Source organism: Halomonas campaniensis (assembly GCF_002211105.1).
Taxonomy (GTDB): Bacteria; Pseudomonadota; Gammaproteobacteria; order Pseudomonadales; family Halomonadaceae; genus Vreelandella; species Vreelandella campaniensis_A.
Genome location: NZ_JPUA01000043.1, coordinates 59,301 through 74,591, shown reverse-complemented (window position 1 = coordinate 74,591; position 15,291 = coordinate 59,301). Strand labels below are relative to the sequence as shown.

The 15,291-nt window shown below is 57.0% G+C and carries 13 protein-coding genes; 7 read left to right on the top strand and 6 right to left on the bottom strand.

Translation table 11 applies throughout. The annotated features are described in order from the left end of the window. The first annotated feature begins 7 nt into the window (after positions 1-7). Complete coding sequence (locus JI62_RS19820; RefSeq protein WP_088701828.1) at positions 8-1,483, top strand: aldehyde dehydrogenase family protein; 1,476 nt, start codon at positions 8-10, stop codon at positions 1,481-1,483. A gap of 59 nt (positions 1,484-1,542) precedes the next feature. Here JI62_RS19820 and JI62_RS19815 read toward each other — a convergent pair whose 3' ends face one another. The 3 genes from JI62_RS19815 to JI62_RS19805 all read right to left on the bottom strand — a co-directional run bounded on the left by JI62_RS19815 (position 1,543) and on the right by JI62_RS19805 (position 4,657). Further along, positions 1,543-2,070 carry a hypothetical protein gene (locus tag JI62_RS19815; protein ID WP_088701827.1) on the bottom strand — a complete coding sequence of 176 codons (528 nt, stop codon included), beginning with the start codon at positions 2,068-2,070 and terminating at the stop codon, positions 1,543-1,545. A gap of 426 nt (positions 2,071-2,496) precedes the next feature. Next, positions 2,497-3,441: a hydroxymethylglutaryl-CoA lyase gene (locus tag JI62_RS19810; RefSeq protein ID WP_088701826.1), complete on the bottom strand. Its 945-nt coding sequence runs from the start codon at positions 3,439-3,441 to the stop codon at positions 2,497-2,499. Between the two features lie 10 nt (positions 3,442-3,451). Further along, positions 3,452-4,657 (bottom strand): CaiB/BaiF CoA transferase family protein, encoded by a 1,206-nt coding sequence (locus tag JI62_RS19805; protein WP_088701825.1) that lies wholly within the window; start codon positions 4,655-4,657, stop codon positions 3,452-3,454. Positions 4,658-4,803: 146 nt separating this feature from the next. Between JI62_RS19805 and JI62_RS19800 the strand changes: the two genes are divergently transcribed. From JI62_RS19800 to JI62_RS19785, 4 genes are all read left to right on the top strand, one after another. Beyond that, positions 4,804-5,703 carry a LysR family transcriptional regulator gene (locus tag JI62_RS19800; RefSeq protein ID WP_088701824.1) on the top strand — a complete coding sequence of 300 codons (900 nt, stop codon included), beginning with the start codon at positions 4,804-4,806 and terminating at the stop codon, positions 5,701-5,703. A 302-nt stretch (positions 5,704-6,005) separates the two neighbouring features. Then, entirely contained in the window at positions 6,006-6,986 is a 981-nt protein-coding gene (locus JI62_RS19795; protein WP_035580674.1) for a TRAP transporter substrate-binding protein, read from the top strand. Positions 6,987-7,091: 105 nt separating this feature from the next. Continuing rightward, entirely contained in the window at positions 7,092-7,646 is a 555-nt protein-coding gene (locus tag JI62_RS19790) for a TRAP transporter small permease (RefSeq protein ID WP_088701823.1), read from the top strand. Next, a complete protein-coding gene (locus tag JI62_RS19785) occupies positions 7,643-8,938 on the top strand; it encodes a TRAP transporter large permease (RefSeq protein ID WP_088701822.1) in 1,296 nt (431 codons plus the stop codon). Before JI62_RS19790 ends, JI62_RS19785 begins: the two co-directional genes overlap by 4 nt. A 58-nt stretch (positions 8,939-8,996) precedes the next feature. On the opposite strand, the gene JI62_RS19780 is transcribed toward JI62_RS19785, so the two are convergent. From JI62_RS19780 to JI62_RS19770, 3 genes are read right to left on the bottom strand one after another with little or no spacing between them, the layout of a single operon-like run. Further along, complete coding sequence (locus JI62_RS19780; protein ID WP_088701821.1) at positions 8,997-10,424, bottom strand: FAD-binding oxidoreductase; 1,428 nt, start codon at positions 10,422-10,424, stop codon at positions 8,997-8,999. Further along, complete coding sequence (locus tag JI62_RS19775; protein ID WP_088701820.1) at positions 10,424-11,725, bottom strand: L-fuconate dehydratase; 1,302 nt, start codon at positions 11,723-11,725, stop codon at positions 10,424-10,426. Before JI62_RS19775 ends, JI62_RS19780 begins: the two co-directional genes overlap by 1 nt. Before the next feature lie 52 nt (positions 11,726-11,777). Further along, positions 11,778-12,941, bottom strand: coding sequence for a fumarylacetoacetate hydrolase family protein (locus tag JI62_RS19770; RefSeq protein WP_088701819.1), 1,164 nt, complete (start codon positions 12,939-12,941; stop codon positions 11,778-11,780). A gap of 259 nt (positions 12,942-13,200) precedes the next feature. Between JI62_RS19770 and JI62_RS19765 the strand changes: the two genes are divergently transcribed. Together JI62_RS19765 and JI62_RS19760 are read left to right on the top strand one after the other, a co-directional pair. Further along, entirely contained in the window at positions 13,201-13,965 is a 765-nt protein-coding gene (locus JI62_RS19765; RefSeq protein ID WP_088701818.1) for an SDR family NAD(P)-dependent oxidoreductase, read from the top strand. 317 nt (positions 13,966-14,282) lie between these two features. After that, positions 14,283-15,284: a sialic acid TRAP transporter substrate-binding protein SiaP gene (locus JI62_RS19760; RefSeq protein WP_088701817.1), complete on the top strand. Its 1,002-nt coding sequence runs from the start codon at positions 14,283-14,285 to the stop codon at positions 15,282-15,284. Positions 15,285-15,291 lie beyond the last annotated feature (7 nt).

Sequence of the window (15,291 nt, the reverse complement as noted above, 5' to 3'; positions counted from 1 at the left end):
CTCGACAATGCCCATGACCTCCCAGACCGATTACCCTTCGGTTGTTGACCACCAATTCATCAACAATCAGTGGGTGCCCTCGGCGGGCACCCGCCTGCTCGATGTGATGAATCCTTACCGCGAAGTGCGGATTGCCCAGGTAACCGCCGGAGATGCGGCGGATGTCGATGCTGCCGTCAAAGCCGCCAAGCAGGCGCAGCCCGCCTGGCAGGCGCTGGGCGGAGCTGCACGGGCAAAATACCTTGAAGGATTAGCCGATGCACTGACAACGCGCCGAGACTCGATTATCAAGCTTTCAGCTACCAACAACGGCAAGCCGCTCGCAGAAGCGGAGATCGATCTAGACGATGCGATTGCCTGCTATCGCTACTACGCCGGGCAGGCCAAGGCACTGGATGCCCGCCAGGGCGAGTTGGTCAGCGTGGAAATGGAGGGCGTTGAGGCGCGCACTTATCACGACCCCGTGGGCGTCGTGGGGCTGATTGCGCCGTGGAATTTCCCGTTGGTGACCAGCGCCTGGAAGCTGGCGCCCGCCTTGGCGGCCGGTTGTGCCGCGGTGCTCAAACCGTCCGAAGTCACTCCGCTCCCCGAGCGGGTGCTGGCAGAAATAGCCCTGGAGATTGGCCTACCTGCTGGGGTGCTCAACCTTTTAAACGGCGACGGTGAGGGCATCGGTGCACCGCTGACCAACCATCCAGATGTGGATAAAATTTCCTTTACCGGCAGTAACCGCGTCGGTGAAGCGGTGATGCAAGCGGCAAGTACCCGTACCGCCAGCGTCTCCCTGGAGTTGGGTGGAAAGTCTCCGATCCTGGTGATGGAAGACGCCGACCCGGAACAGGCCGCCGACTGGGTAATGGCTGGTATCTACTTCAATGCAGGGCAAATCTGTTCGGCGACCTCGCGTTTACTGGTGCACGAAAATGTGGCCGAAGCCCTTTATGCCGCGCTTGCTGAACGTATGGATGCGCTGACGCTGGGCGACCCGCTTGCTGAAGGTACCGATCTGGGGCCCTTGACCAGCGCCAAGCAGCGCGACGCCGTGCAGCGCTATCTGGATCTGGCCGAACACGAAGGGTTGACGGTCGTGCGCGACGGCCAACACCGCACGTTGCCCGCTCAAGGCTACTTCCTGGCCCCAACGCTTTACCGCGATGTGCCGCTAGAGAGCCGCTTGTGGCAGGAGGAGATTTTCGGCCCAGTGCTCTGCGGCCGCAGCGTGGCAAGTGAAGCCGAAGCCATCCAGCTTGCCAACGACAGCGTCTTTGGTCTGGCAGCCACGGTGATTAGCGGCGATCCCGAGCGGGCAAAGCGCATTGGCCGTCAGCTTAAAGCCGGTAGCATCTGGTACAACAGCGAGCAGCTAGTACTACCTGAAACCGCCTGGGGTGGCTTCAAGCGCAGTGGCATTGGCCGGGAATTAGGCCCCTGGGGGTTAAGTGCGTATCTTGAAGTGAAGCACGTGATTGGGCCTGCGGATTGACGTTTAGGCATGTGCTTTTACCACCTGCCCCAATGTTGTGGGTGATGGCTTCCAGTTGCCTACTCGCTGCCTGAACACGGTGTCACCATCGTGAACGCTTTTAGATGGCTCAGCCATTCCCCCCCGAATCCTAAGGCGCGCTCCTCTGGAGATAGCCGCTCCATGCAAGGCGTGCCATTCCCCCCTGCCTCATAAGGTGTGTTGCTGATAAAGATGTTGCGCCAGCTCGAATTCCATTCGGGGGTACCCAGGGTGAAGCGCTGCTCGTGCTTGTCGAATCTTACCCACATTACGCTCAGGTACTCGCTACTCTCTGTGGCACCTCGCCAGAGATCCAGAGATCCAGCGGCATAAAGCGGGGTGCGAAACACCTTCGACGGATCTTGACGGTCGATGATACGCAGGTACGACAGCCCCCCGAAAGGGTTGAGCAGGCCCGTAACCGTTACGGACTCGATTATGTAAGCGCCTTCTGGGCTGACAAAGGAAAACGAGGCAGGGGCATTGATCGTTTTGTTCAGGCTCAAGCCAAGAGCCAGAGCAAGTAGCGAGACGATAAAAAGCGCGGAGAGGGCGGCTTTCTTCATATTAGGGTTTCGGTATAGTGATGGGGGCGTGCTCGTCGACAGGAGGTTTTACTACCGTGAATAGCTGCAGCGGCGCCTTCAATGGTGGGGCCAATTGAGGCCTGTGACGATACTGGCACCACAGAAGTTGCGGTCGCCTACGCGAGCGATGGTTATGCCGTCAACTAACGGTGGTGGAGGCCACTAACTATTCGGCGAGGGCCTTCGTATCGCCCAGCTTGGCTTGTTCCATGGCGGTATAATCGTCCTAATTAAACCGATAGAAAGAAGCTGGCTTAACTGCTTGCCAGTTTCAACAAACTCAATTCATCTAAATTGAACTGATTGTCATTCAATATATCAGGATGGCCTTGTGCAGTAAATAATGATGTTAATAAAACTGAGGCTGCGCAAATGTGGGTGAGTTTGAAGAAACCGAGATATAAGTTACGTCGTTCGCTGGGCCGGCATCGCATAACGCCGGGTCGATTTCCCGGCTTTTACCACCTGCCCCGGTACATCGTGGCCGATAAGGTCGGGAAGAGTGGCGGCGACTTCAAGCAGTGCGTCCAGATCGACACCGGTATCGACGCCCATGGCTTCAAACATATGCACCAGGTCTTCGGTGCATACATTACCGCTAGCGCCGGGAGCGAAGGGGCAGCCGCCCAGCCCACCTAGTGAGGCATCAAAGCGGCTAATACCTGCTTCCCACGCCGCCAGCGCATTAGCCAAGCCCATGCCGCGAGTGTTGTGGAAGTGCAGCGTGAACGGCGTTTCCGGCCAGCGCTCCAGTGCTGCTTTGCATAGGCGTTTGACCTGGGCAGGGTTGGCCATACCGGTGGTATCGCAGAGCGTGACGCCCTGAATGCCAAGAGCCACGAGCTTTTCAACAAGCTCTAATACTCGCACTTCGGGTACCTCGCCTTCAAAGGGGCAACCAAAGGTCGTCGATAGCGAGGCGTTGATAAACACGCCGCTTCCCTGGGTCACTTCCAATATCGCCGCGAACTGTTCAAGGGATTGTTCTGGCGTCATGCGTAGATTGGCCAGCCCGTGACTATTGCTGGCGGACATCACCAGATTGATTTCATCCACTTGGCAGGCAAGTGCCCGCTCGGTGCCTTTTACGTTGGGTACCAGCACCGTGATATCCATGCCTCCCCGACGCTGAATGCCGGTGACTACGTCGGCGGCATCACGCAGGTTGGGAATCGCTTTAGGCGATGTAAACGATGTTGCTTCGATTCGCCGCAGACCAGTGGTGGAGAGCGCATCGATCCAGCGGATTTTCTCTTCCGTAGGCACAAAGCGCGCTTCAATCTGCAGGCCGTCCCGGGGAGCGACTTCGTTGATCTCGATCTTAGTGGGGCATGGGATTGGCTGGTTCATGATGCGTTCCTTAAATAATGCCCGCTTGGCGAAGCTTGGCGCGGGTTTCGTGGTCAATGCCCAGTTCATCCAATACGTCGTCGGTATGCTGGCCAAGCGTGGGTCCACCGTCGCCGATTCGCCCAGGGGTAGCGCTAAGCTTGGGCAGTACGCCGGGTACTTTTAGCGGTTTACCGTTGGGGCGAGTGAAGGTTTGAATCATCTCACGCGCCAAATAGTGGGGATCAAAGGCGATATCTTCCGCCGTGTAGGGGTAGCCTGCAGGCACACGTGCGTCATCCAGCGCCTGTAAAATGGCATCCCGTGGGCGCTCTGCCGTCCAGGACTGAATGGCGGTATCAATCATCTCGGCTTGCTGGCTGCGCCCATCGTTGTGGGCCAGTGCCGGGTCGTTGGCGAGGTCATCGCGACCAATCACGCCCATTAAGCGTTTGAAGATGCTGTCGCCGTTACCGGCAATCAACACGTAATCGCCGCCCTGGCAGCGGTAGGCGTTTGAGGGGGTAATGCCGGGCAGGGCGCTGCCGCTGGGTTCGCGAATCTGGCCGCTGGCATCGAACTCTGGCAGCAGGCTCTCCATCATGGCAAATACCGACTCATACAGCGCGACGTCGATCTCTTGGCCCAGGCCGCTGCGGTTGCGCTCCTGAAGCGCCAGTAGCGTGCCAATTACGGCATAGAGCGCGGAAAGCGAGTCGCCGATGCTCACCCCCACGCGTACCGAAGGCTCTCCCGGCTGGCCGGTGAGGTAACGAAGCCCGCCCATGGCTTCGCCAATGACGCCAAAACCGGGTTTGTCGCGGTAAGGCCCTGTTTGCCCGTAGCCTGAAATATGCACCATGATCAGCCGTGGATTGAGTTGGGAGAGCGCTTCCCAGCCTAGTCCCCAGTTGTCTAACGTGCCGGGGCGGAAGTTCTCCACCACCACGTCGGCTTCGGCGGCGAGCTTGCGCACCAGGTCTTGGCCCTCTTCGCTGCGTAAATCTAACGCGACCGAGCGCTTGTTGCGGGTTTGGACGTGCCACCACAGCGAGGTGCCGTCTTCAATCATTCGCCATTTGCGAAGTGGGTCACCGGTGCCCGGTGGCTCGATTTTAATGACATCGGCGCCGAATTCGCCCAGCAGTTTGGTGGCGAAAGGCCCCGCAATCAGTTGGCCGAGCTCCAGCACTTTCAGGCCCTGTAACGGAAGCTGGCGCGCTTCGGAAGTATTCATTAAGGCTCTCTTATATCATTGGCGTATCACTACTTGTCAGCATGCGTGAGCTAACCCGGAGCGACAATTAGGCAATGGGTAACAAAGGGTTCGTGGCTTACGAAGGTTGGTGCTAGCATCAGTCAGCCGTCTTTGTGGAGTTTTTCATGCGTCGCTTCGATTTTGTCACCCTTAAACTGTTTATCTCCGTAGCGGAGGAGGGCCGTCTGACGGCGGCGGCGGCGCGTGAACACCTAGCTCTCGCCGCGGTGAGTAAGCGGATAAGTGATCTGGAAACGCTGGTGGGCACAACGCTGCTCTATCGTCGCCCTAGGGGTGTAGAACTGACCCCCGCAGGTCAGGCGTTTTTGCATCATGCCCGGCGTATTATGGATAACATTGAGCGCCTGCAGGCCGAGCTCAGCGAGTATGGCGAAGGCGTACGCGGCCATGTGCGTATCCACTCCAATACTTCGGCGATCATTGCCTTTCTTCCCCAGGATCTCAGCGCCTTCTCACGCCTCTACCCTGAAATCAAAATTGATCTGCAAGAGCGCGTTAGCAGCGAAATCATTGCCGCCGTGCGTGATGGGTTAACCGATATTGGCATTTTCGCCGGCCATGTGGCAGCGCCTGACCTTCAGCAACTCTCCTATCGCCATGATCGGTTAGTCCTCATGACGCCCGTTGATCATCCCTTGGCTGAGCGTGAAAGCATCGCCTTTAGTGAAGCGCTGGCCTTCGATTTTATTGGCTTACAGCAGGATACTTCGCTGCAGTCGCTATTGAACGAGCAGGCCAACCTGGCAGGTAAAGCGCTGCGGATGCGTATTCAGGTGCGTAGTTTCGACGCCATCTGCCGCATGATTCACCACGGCATGGGGGTTGGCGTTCTGCCTGAGCAAACCATTTATCGTGACTTGGGCGACCTGCAGCTGAAAAGCATCCCGCTGAGCGACTCCTGGGCGCAGCGCGAGCTGGTGATTGGTATGCGGCGCTACGCCTCGCTACACGTGACTGCCAGGCACTTGGTGGATCATCTTACCCAGAGTGAGGATGACTCATAGCCTCTTTAATGGCTTCGTGCTTTGAGAAAGCTAAGCATCACTACTTAACTTTTCACTGGCCTAAAACGTGCGAAACAGTGGGTTGATTAGTGCAGTCAGATGTTCATCTTTGGTCGTATAGCGGAGAGAGGGTAGGTTAAAAAGCCTGCTATAGCGGCTTTTCTAGCCATCGTATTTGACGAAGTCAGCCTTCTTAAACGTCGATTTGAGCCCATGGGCAGCTTGTTTCAATATCAGTTAAGCGTTACGAAAATGCAGCAAAGCACCACATCCAATAACGACAACCGTAGAGAGACAATCCCATGCGGAAACAACTGCTTGCCACGCTGGCGACCCTAGGCATGCTAACGACGGCGCCGTTTGTCTTGGCTAACCCCATCGAAATTCAAGTTAACAACACCATGAGTGAGGGCGGTTCGGAAAGCGCCGCGGTGGAGCGCTTTGCTGAATATTTAGAGGAGCAGGCCCCCGGCCGCTTTGAAGTGCGTCCTTTTTTAGCCGGTTCTCTTGGCGGTGAGAACGCCGTGTTGGAACTGTTGAACCTGGGCCAAACCCAGCTCTCCATTACCGGTGGTAACTGGCGCCAGCAGTATGCGCCTGAATACGACGCCATTACGGTTCCCTTTGTGTTCACCACCTGGGATGAAGTAGACGCCTATATGGAAAGTCCTTCCGGCCAAGCGCTGGTGGAGAAAGCAGAAAGCCAGGGCGGCCTGAAGTATTTTGGTTTGCAGCACCGCGGGCCCCGCCATATGACGGCGAATAAGGAGATACACACTCCGGCTGATCTGGATGGTTTCCGCCTGCGCCTGCCTTCGCTGCCGGTATGGCTGGAAGTGTGGGAAGAGATCGGTGCGCAGGTAGTGAACGTGCCTGCACCCGAGATTTATCTCGCCATGCAGACCGGCCAGGTAGATGGCCACGAGAACTCGCTCTCCTCACCCTATACCCGTCGTTTATGGGAAGTGCAGGACTACCTGATTATGACCAGCCACGTGCAGTTTCCGTGGAGCTGGGTGGCTAGTTCACGCTGGTGGGATGGCTTAGAAGCCGATGATCAGGCGCTGATTGAAGAGGCGATCGACGTTGCTCGTCAATACGGATCAGAGCAAGAGCGTGAGCTCGACGAGTTCTATCTAGAAGCGCTTCAGGATGAAGGTATGACCGTCATTGAGCCGGATGTTACGCCTTTCCGCGAAGCGGCGTTACCGGCCATCGATCGTGTCATGGCTGATATGGCCGACGGTGTACGTGAAGACGCGCTGGGTAACGACAGCGAGTAACACGCGCTGGACAGAAATCACGGCGGCCCATTGGGCCGTCGTTGTTTTACAAGTCAAATAAGTCCTCATAGACGACCAAAAAGACGTTAGCTAAGGAGTTTTCCTGTGGAAGACGCGGTAGCGCCCGATAAGGGTCTGGATCGAATTGCTTTCTATACGCTGCGCGGCGTTACTCGTCTTTGCGACGGGGTGGGTGTGGCGCTTATGGCGGCTATTCTGCTGTTGATCGTGGCGGCTGTGATTGCCCGTGACCTGCTGGGGCTAGGTATGCCCTGGACTGAAGAAGTGGCGTCAATGCTGGCGATTTACGCAATTGGTTTTGGCTCATTATCGGCGTGGGTGCGCAGCGAGCACCTGGTGGTAGACCTATTTAGCCACAAGCTCTCAGGGCTGGGTAAAAATATTCAATATCGGCTCACTGCGCTGATTTCTTGTGGTTTTCTTCTGCTCGCTGCCTGGGGCTCGTGGATCATGTCCGATATGAGTGCCAACAATAGAACCGTCTCGTTAAGCATCAGCTTTAGCTACCTCTACTACGGCGTTTTCTTCAGCTTTGCGGGCATGGCGCTGATTGCTCTGTGGCAATGCTTGCGTGGCCCAGTAGCGTGGTTGGACGCCTCCCATGAAGAGGGGCGTACCGAGGAGATAGCTCAGCCATGACCGAACTTCTGATTTTTGTCGGCGGCTTGTTAGTGCTAATGGCGATTGGTTTGCCGGTGGTCGTCGCTATTGGCGTCACCTCGTTTATCGCCTTGGTATTTACAGGGACGGGCGGTTTGCCTGTCGAGCTTTTGCCGCTACGTATGGTGCAAACGCTCAATAATTTTACGCTGCTGGCGATTCCGCTGTTTATTCTGGCCGCCAATATTATGAATATCGGCTCCACCACTACGCGGATCTTTGATTTTGCCACCGCCTTGGTGGGCTTTACCAAGGGCGGCCTGGGCCACGCTAACGTGGTCGCCAGCTCTATCTTTGCCACTATGTCAGGCACTGCCGTGGCCGACGCTGCCGGGCTGGGTAGCATTGAAATCAAGGCCATGAAAGAGCGTGGCTATGCACTGGATTACTCTACCGGCATTACCGCCGCCTCCAGCGTTATCGGGCCGATTCTGCCGCCGAGCATTGCGCTGGTGGTATATGGCTGGCTGGCCAATGTGAGCATCGGCGGGCTGTTTATGGCGGGGCTGCTGCCGGGTATTTTAATGGCGCTGCTACTGATGGGGATGACCTTGCTACTGGCTGCCAGTGGCAAGGTAGTGATGCCTAAACCCACGCCGTTTGATGCTTGCGAAGTCGCCCGTACCGGTAAGCGAGCTATTTTACCGCTGTTGATGCCAGCGATTATCGTCGGCGGTATTTGGGGTGGTTTCTTCACACCCACCGAGGCGGGTGCCATTGCCTCGCTCTATGCGGTCATTCTAGGCGGACTGATCTACCGCGACTTGAACTGGTGGGATCTCTATAATGCCTTCCGCCGTACCCTGATGTTCAGTGCCGTGATCCTGCTGATTATCGCCGTCTCCAGTTTTTACGGCTGGATTCTGGTGCGTATGGGCATTCCTCAGGCGTTGGCGGGCCAGGTCGCCAGCATCGATATGCCTATGTTTGCACTACTACTCTGCTTTGCGCTGTTCTTTCTGCTGATTGGCTGCTTTATGTCGGTGATTGAAAGCATCCTGATTTTCACCCCGATTGTGGTGCCCGCGGCACTAAGTGCAGGGTTAGACCCCGTTCACTTTGGTATCGTGATGGTGATTACACTCTCGGTGGGGGTAATTACCCCGCCCTTCGGCACCGTACTGTTTTTAATGGTGGGCATTACCCGGCTGCGCTACGGTCAGGTCGTTACGGCGATCATGCCGTTCTTGCTGCCGATTATCGCCACTATTTTGCTGCTGATCGCCGTGCCTGGGCTGGCGACCTGGCTGCCAGATGCTATGGGGTATTGATCAAGGCGTTCCTGGTAGAAAGCCCCGTGGCGTTGTTCCGTGGGGCAGGTAGGCGTTGTTAGTACTCCTTTGCAGGCAGGATCCTCCCTGGATTCATCAGACCCTTAGGGTCAAACAGCGCTTTAACGCCGCTGACCAGTTCCCGCTCAACAGGCGATAGCCGAGCCAGGTAAGGCGCTTGCTTGGTGCGGCCAATGCCGTGCTCGGCGCTGATGCTGCCGTGGAAGTCGTCAAGCACATCAAATAGCCGCTCCTCCAGGTCATGCAAATGGGCTCTCTTGTCGCTGTCCGCCAGTGATACGGGCGGCAGGATATTTAAGTGCAGATTGCCATCGCCCACATGGCCGTAGGCAATGATCTCGCAATCGGGGGAGGAGGCCATGACGACCTCGCTCGCACGGGTAACGAAGTCGGGAATTGCTGAGATAGGCACCGAGATATCGGTGCGCAGGTGCTCACCGCGCCGCCGCTGGCCTTCCAACATGCTTTCGCGGAACTGCCAAAGCTGGGCGGATTGGGTGTCGCTGGAGGCCAGCGCGCCATCCAGTACCAGTTCGCGTTCCATGCCGTTTTCCAGCAGCGCTTCCAGCATCGAGCCGAGATCCACCGATCCCGTTGCCGCGACTTCCATCAGCACGTACCAGGGGTAGGCGCTCTCCATTGGGTCGCTTAGTTCCGGAGTGGCTTCGATGGCGAGCTCGATACAGCGGCGGGGGATTAGCTCGAAGGCAGTCAGTAAATCGCTGCACTCCCGGCGTGCCAAACCGTAGAGATCAATCACCGCCTGAACGGAGGGCAGGCCGAGCAGCGCGGTGCGGTTTTGGGTCGGGCGTGGTGAGAGCTTGAGCACCGCGCCAGTGACGATGCCCAGGGTGCCTTCACTACCCAGAAACAATTGTTGAAGATCGTAACCGCGGTTGTCCTTATGCAACGCGTTCAGGCTCTCCCAGACGCGCCCATCGGGCAGCACCACTTCAAGCCCCAGCACCAGCTCGCGCATCATACCGTAGCGCAGTACGTTAAGCCCTCCCGCGTTGGTGGCAATATTGCCGCCGATCTGACAGCTGCCTTGTGCACCTAGCGAGAGCGGGAAGTCACAGTCATGCTCAAAAGCCGCCAGCTTAACGTTCTCAAGAATACAGCCCGCGTCTACCGTGATGGTGAAGTTAACCGGATCAATGGCGCGCACGCTGTTTAAGCGCTCCAGGCTGATCACCAGTTCTTGACCGTTTGCGGCGGGCAAGGCGCCTGCCACCAAACCGCTATGGCCACCCTGGGGCGTCATGGCGATGCCTTGCTCGTAGCAGCGCTTAACGACTTCGGCGACGTCCAAGGTACTGGCCGGGCGGGCCACCGCCAGCGGCATGCCCAAAGTGTCGCCTGCCCAGTCGCTCACATAGCGGGCCATGGCCTCCGGCTCGCGCAGTAAACCGCGCTCGCCGAGCAGGCTGGATAACTCATTTAGAAAGGTGGTGGTGTCGGTCATTAACTCTCTTCCTGCCAAGCAGCACCCTCGGGGAAGCGGTGCTGCGCTTGGGACTCCGTGTGCATGGCGATACTGTAACCCGGCGCCTCCGGTACTTGATAGCGGCCACGGTTGATGACTACCGGGTCGATAAAGTGCTCGTGAAGGTGATCAACATACTCAAGTACGCGACCTTCAAGGCTGCCGGATACCGCAATATAGTCGAATAGGGAAATATGCTGGGTGTACTCACACAGCCCGACCCCACCGCCGTGGGGGCAAATCGGTACGCCGAACTTGGCGGCCATCAACGTTACTAAAATAACTTCGTTGAGCCCGCCCAAACGTGCCGCATCGAGCTGGCAGTAGTCGATGGCGTCGGCCTGGAAGAACTGCTTGAACATCACTTTGTTGTGACAGTGCTCGCCAGTGGCAACGCCGATAGGCGCGACGCGATGGCGGATTTCTGCGTGGCCAAGAATGTCGTCAGGGCTGGTGGGTTCTTCGATCCATAGCGGGTCGAATTCAGCCAGGCGGCGCATTTTGGTGATCGTCTCGTCGACTTCCCACACCTGGTTGGCGTCCATCATCAGCACGTTGTCCCAGCCGATCTCCTCGCGTAGTAGCGCCGCGCGGCGGGCGTCCTCTTCGATGTCGCCGCCAATCTTCTGTTTAAAGTGCGTCCAGCCTTCCGCCAGCGCTTCCCGAGCAAGTCCACGCACCTTCTCATCGCTGTAGCCCAGCCAGCCTGCGGAGGTGGTGTAGGCGGGGTAGCCATCGCTGCGCATTTCGGCTTCGCGGGCTTCTTTTCCTGGGGCCTGACGGCGTAGCAAGCAGATCGCTTCTTCGGGTGTTAGTGCATCAGTGACAAAACGGAAATCGAGGCAGCGCACCAGCTGTTCCGGCGTCATATCCACCAGCAGTTTCCACACCGGCTTGCCTTCACGCTTGGCCCACATATCCCACACGGCGTTAACGATGGCGGCGGTGGCTAGGTGAATCGCGCCTTTATCGGGGCCAATCCAACGCAGCTGGCTGTCGCCAGTAATTTCCCGCCAGAAGGTACCCATATTGTCGGTCATTGAGGCAAGCGTTCGCCCTTCAATCAGCGGTGACAGCGACTGCAAGGCGGTGACGACAATCTCGTTGCCGCGACCAATGGTAAAGGTCAGGCCGTGCCCCTCAGGGCTACCGTCTTCGGTGTGCAGGATAACGTAGGCGGCGGAGTAGTCCGGCGCGGCGTTCATGGCATCTGAGCCATCCAGCGAGCGCGAAGTAGGGAAACGAATATCCTGGATCTCGACGCGAGTAATGGTTGTCATTGTGCTCTCCTTGGCGTTGAGGCGGGTGGCGTATTGATTGATAAGAGTAGTATTAACGGCGTGCCAAGTGGCGCATCAGCTCGCGAATACCGTAGGTCCAGGGCGGTAGTTGATCGCTCCTGCCTACCTTATTGACCAGGGCGCCCAGGGCTGGGGTGGCGATGGTGACGCGGTCATTCATATGATGAGTGAAACCTTGGCCCTTACCGTCGCGATCCTGAATGGGCGAGAACATAGTGCCGAGGAACAGCATAAAACCATCCGGGTATTGGTGGTGGTCGCCGATGGTTTGACTGACGAGATCCAGCGGGTCGCGGCTGATTTCGCGCATATCGCTCTCGCCCTGGAGCAGAAAGTCATCGTCTTCACCCTCAATACGCAGCGATACCTGACAGTTGCGAACGCTGTCGATATCGAAGTGGTCATCAAATAGGCGAATGAAGGGGCCAATAGAGCAGGAGGCGTTGTTATCTTTTGCCTTGCCGAGCAGCAGCGCGCTGCGCCCCTCAACGTCGCGTAGGTTGACGTCGTTACCTAGGGTCGCGCCACGCACCTGACCACGGCTATCGACTGCCAGGACAATTTCCGGCTCGGGGTTATTCCACTGCGAAGATGGGTGTAAGCCCACCGGGGTTCCAAAACCTACCGAGGAGAGCGGCTGGGCTTTGGTAAATACCTCCGCGTCGGGGCCGATACCAACTTCCATATATTGCGACCAGCCACCGCGGGCCTGTAGTGCTTTTTTAAGCGCCATCGCTTCTTCAGAACCCGGTGCAATCTTGGAAAGATCGCTGCCAATCAGTGCCTGCAAGTCGTCACGCAGCTCGTCAGCACGCGCGGGGTCGCCACCCGCTTGCTCCTCAATCACGCGCTCCATCAGGCTGACCGCAAAAGTGACGCCGCACGCTTTAACCGCCTGCACATCGCAAGGGGCGAGCAGGTAGGGCGCTTGTGCTGGCGACGCCTGGGAATTAGCCACCAGTATTTCCAAACTGCCCAGCGGCTTACCTTCTGCGCGTTTGACTACTTCCAGCAGGTCGGCGCGTTCAAGCAGGTCGGCCATGGTCGGGCCAAACTCGGTGATGTCGATGACTTGGCCGTTGTGCACGGACACCAATGCAGGTCCAGGATGCGGGCCATCCAGCCATACGCGGCCAACCAGCAGCGCGTTATCCAGGTCATTGGGAACGGCGTCAGTAACGGAAAGTGGGTTCATGCGTACCTCCTGTAGTAATCATGGAACAGTGATAATGGAACAGCCATAAGTGGGTCTTTAAAAATGGTGCGCGACTGGCGATTGGTGCGCCATCGCCTATCCTGTTATGGATATCGTGTTGTATGACAGGTATGCCAGTTCATGCCTACTCTAGCGCACCGCTCTATTTCGGGTCGATAGGTAAATCTGTCTAGATGACGGCGACTTCACCGAGCACGGCGTTCAACAATAAAAGCAATAAGCATTAAGGAGAAACTTCATGTTAGACGAGTGGAAAGGCAAGCGAGTATTGATTACCGGGGCTAGCCGCGGCATCGGCGCCGCCGTGGCTAAGCAGTTGGGCGCGCTAGGGGCCCACGTGGCGGTGCACTATCACAGCAGTGAAGCGCCCGCCGAAGCTGTGGCACAAGCTATTCGTGATGCAGGCGGCAACGCCTTTACCCTTAAAGCGGATGTCAGTCACACCAGTGAAACCCAACAGCTTGTTGACGATGCTGCCGAGCGGTTAGGCGGTTTGGATTTGTTGATCAATAACGCGGGGGACATGATGGGCCGTGTTGGCTTGGATGAGATGGACGATGACCAATATGACCGGGTCATGGATCTCAATGTCCGCTCGGTGATCATGGCCAGCCGCGCAGCGCTGCCGCATTTTCGCCGCGCTGGGGGAGGGAATATTATTCACACCACTTCGATTGCCGCGCGCAATGGCGGCGGGGGGGGCGCTGGCCTATACGCCTCAGCAAAAGGCTTTGTGAGCACGGTAACGCGCAATATGGCCAAAGAGCTTGCCGAGGATAATATCCGCGTGAATGCCGTGGCCCCCGGTACGATTGCAACCGATTTTCATGAACGCCACTCAAGTGATGCTCATCTAAACGCAGCTCGGGCATCGATTCCCATGGGACGTTTGGGCACGGCGGAAGAGTGCGTGGGTGCGTATGTTTTTCTGGCCACCGATACGCTCAGTGGCTACGTCACTGGCCAAATCATCGAGGTCAACGGCGGGCAGTTAATGCCATGAATACTTCATCGTCCGATTTTGCGCCTAAGCAGTGTTATGAAATCGCCATCACCATGAACGACCCGCAGCAGCTCGTGCGTTGACACCATCAGCTCAGTTCGCAGCTGGCATTATCATAAGCACTACTAAAATCCTTAGCTGGAGAGTTGCGCGATTGCAGGCGACCAACTAGGTTTGAAGCTGGTGGTATGATACGTATACAGCACTATGATCGGTTACGTTGGCGGCCACCGCTTAAATAATAACCAATAAATCACAATAAACAGCAGCACATCACAGTAACCAACAACAAATCTAATGGTTATGAGGAGTACACGATGAGCCATAAAAGCCCGCAACATCTCCGTATGTCCCACTTGCTAACCGCCACGCTTATCGCTGCAGGCATCGGTTTTGCAGGTGCCGTTCATGCTGCCGAAAACCTCCGCTTTGCCCATGTTTATGAAACCTCTGAGCCGTTCCACAAATGGGCGCTGTGGGCCGCCGATGAGATCGAAGAGCGTACCGACGGTCGCTATACCATGCAGGTGCACCCCGCCTCTTCGTTAGGTAAAGAGGAGGACATTAACGAAGGGCTTGAGCTAGGCACGGTGGACGTTATTTATACCGGCACGCAGTTTGCTGGCCGCGCCTATGGCCCCATTGGTATCGCGGGTGCTGCCTATATGTTCCGTGATTTCGATCACTGGCAGGCCTTTGCTGACAGCGACCTGTTCCAAGAGATTGCCCAGGGCTACCAGGATCAAACCGGCAACGTCCCTCTTGCGCTTAACTACTACGGCGAGCGGCATGTGACTTCCAATGAGGCGGTCAACGAGCCTGCTGATATGGAAGGCCTGAAAATACGCGTGCCCAACGCGCCGATGTACATGATGATGCCGGAAGCCGTCGGCGCCAATCCCACCCCCATCGCCTTTGATGAGGTCTACCTAGCCTTGCAGCAGGGCGTGGTGGATGCCCAGGAAAACCCACTGCCGACCATTCGCGCCAAGGCCTTTCATGAGGTTCAGGACTACATCAACCTAACCGGTCATATTACCGACTCGTTAATCACTATTGTGGGCGGGCCACGCTGGAACCAGCTCTCAGAAGAGGATCGTGAGATATTCCGCGAGGTTTTCCAGGAAGCCGCCGAGAACAACACTCAGGATATTCTCAAATCCGAGGAAGAACTGGTGGCGTGGTTCGAGGAGCAGGGTAACACGGTCAATGAAGTGGATCGTGAGCTCTTCCGTGAGGCGGTTATGCCTGCTCATAACGGCGATGCTGCCACCTGGGATGAGGAAACCTACGAACGTCTCCAGGCTATCGGCCAATAATCCAACC

Bases quoted from the DNA above. Each gene is read 5' to 3' on its own strand.
- JI62_RS19775 (WP_088701820.1), bottom strand. From the start codon at position 11,725: ATGACAACCATTACTCGCGTCGAGATCCAGGATATTCGTTTCCCTACT.
- JI62_RS19805 (WP_088701825.1), bottom strand. From the start codon at position 4,657: ATGAATACTTCCGAAGCGCGCCAGCTTCCGTTACAGGGCCTGAAAGTG.
- JI62_RS19770 (WP_088701819.1), bottom strand. From the start codon at position 12,941: ATGAACCCACTTTCCGTTACTGACGCCGTTCCCAATGACCTGGATAAC.
- JI62_RS19760 (WP_088701817.1), top strand. From the start codon at position 14,283: ATGAGCCATAAAAGCCCGCAACATCTCCGTATGTCCCACTTGCTAACC.
- JI62_RS19820 (WP_088701828.1), top strand. From the start codon at position 8: ATGCCCATGACCTCCCAGACCGATTACCCTTCGGTTGTTGACCACCAA.
- JI62_RS19810 (WP_088701826.1), bottom strand. From the start codon at position 3,441: ATGAACCAGCCAATCCCATGCCCCACTAAGATCGAGATCAACGAAGTC.
- JI62_RS19795 (WP_035580674.1), top strand. From the start codon at position 6,006: ATGCGGAAACAACTGCTTGCCACGCTGGCGACCCTAGGCATGCTAACG.
- JI62_RS19785 (WP_088701822.1), top strand. From the start codon at position 7,643: ATGACCGAACTTCTGATTTTTGTCGGCGGCTTGTTAGTGCTAATGGCG.
- JI62_RS19815 (WP_088701827.1), bottom strand. From the start codon at position 2,070: ATGAAGAAAGCCGCCCTCTCCGCGCTTTTTATCGTCTCGCTACTTGCT.
- JI62_RS19800 (WP_088701824.1), top strand. From the start codon at position 4,804: ATGCGTCGCTTCGATTTTGTCACCCTTAAACTGTTTATCTCCGTAGCG.
- JI62_RS19780 (WP_088701821.1), bottom strand. From the start codon at position 10,424: ATGACCGACACCACCACCTTTCTAAATGAGTTATCCAGCCTGCTCGGC.
- JI62_RS19765 (WP_088701818.1), top strand. From the start codon at position 13,201: ATGTTAGACGAGTGGAAAGGCAAGCGAGTATTGATTACCGGGGCTAGC.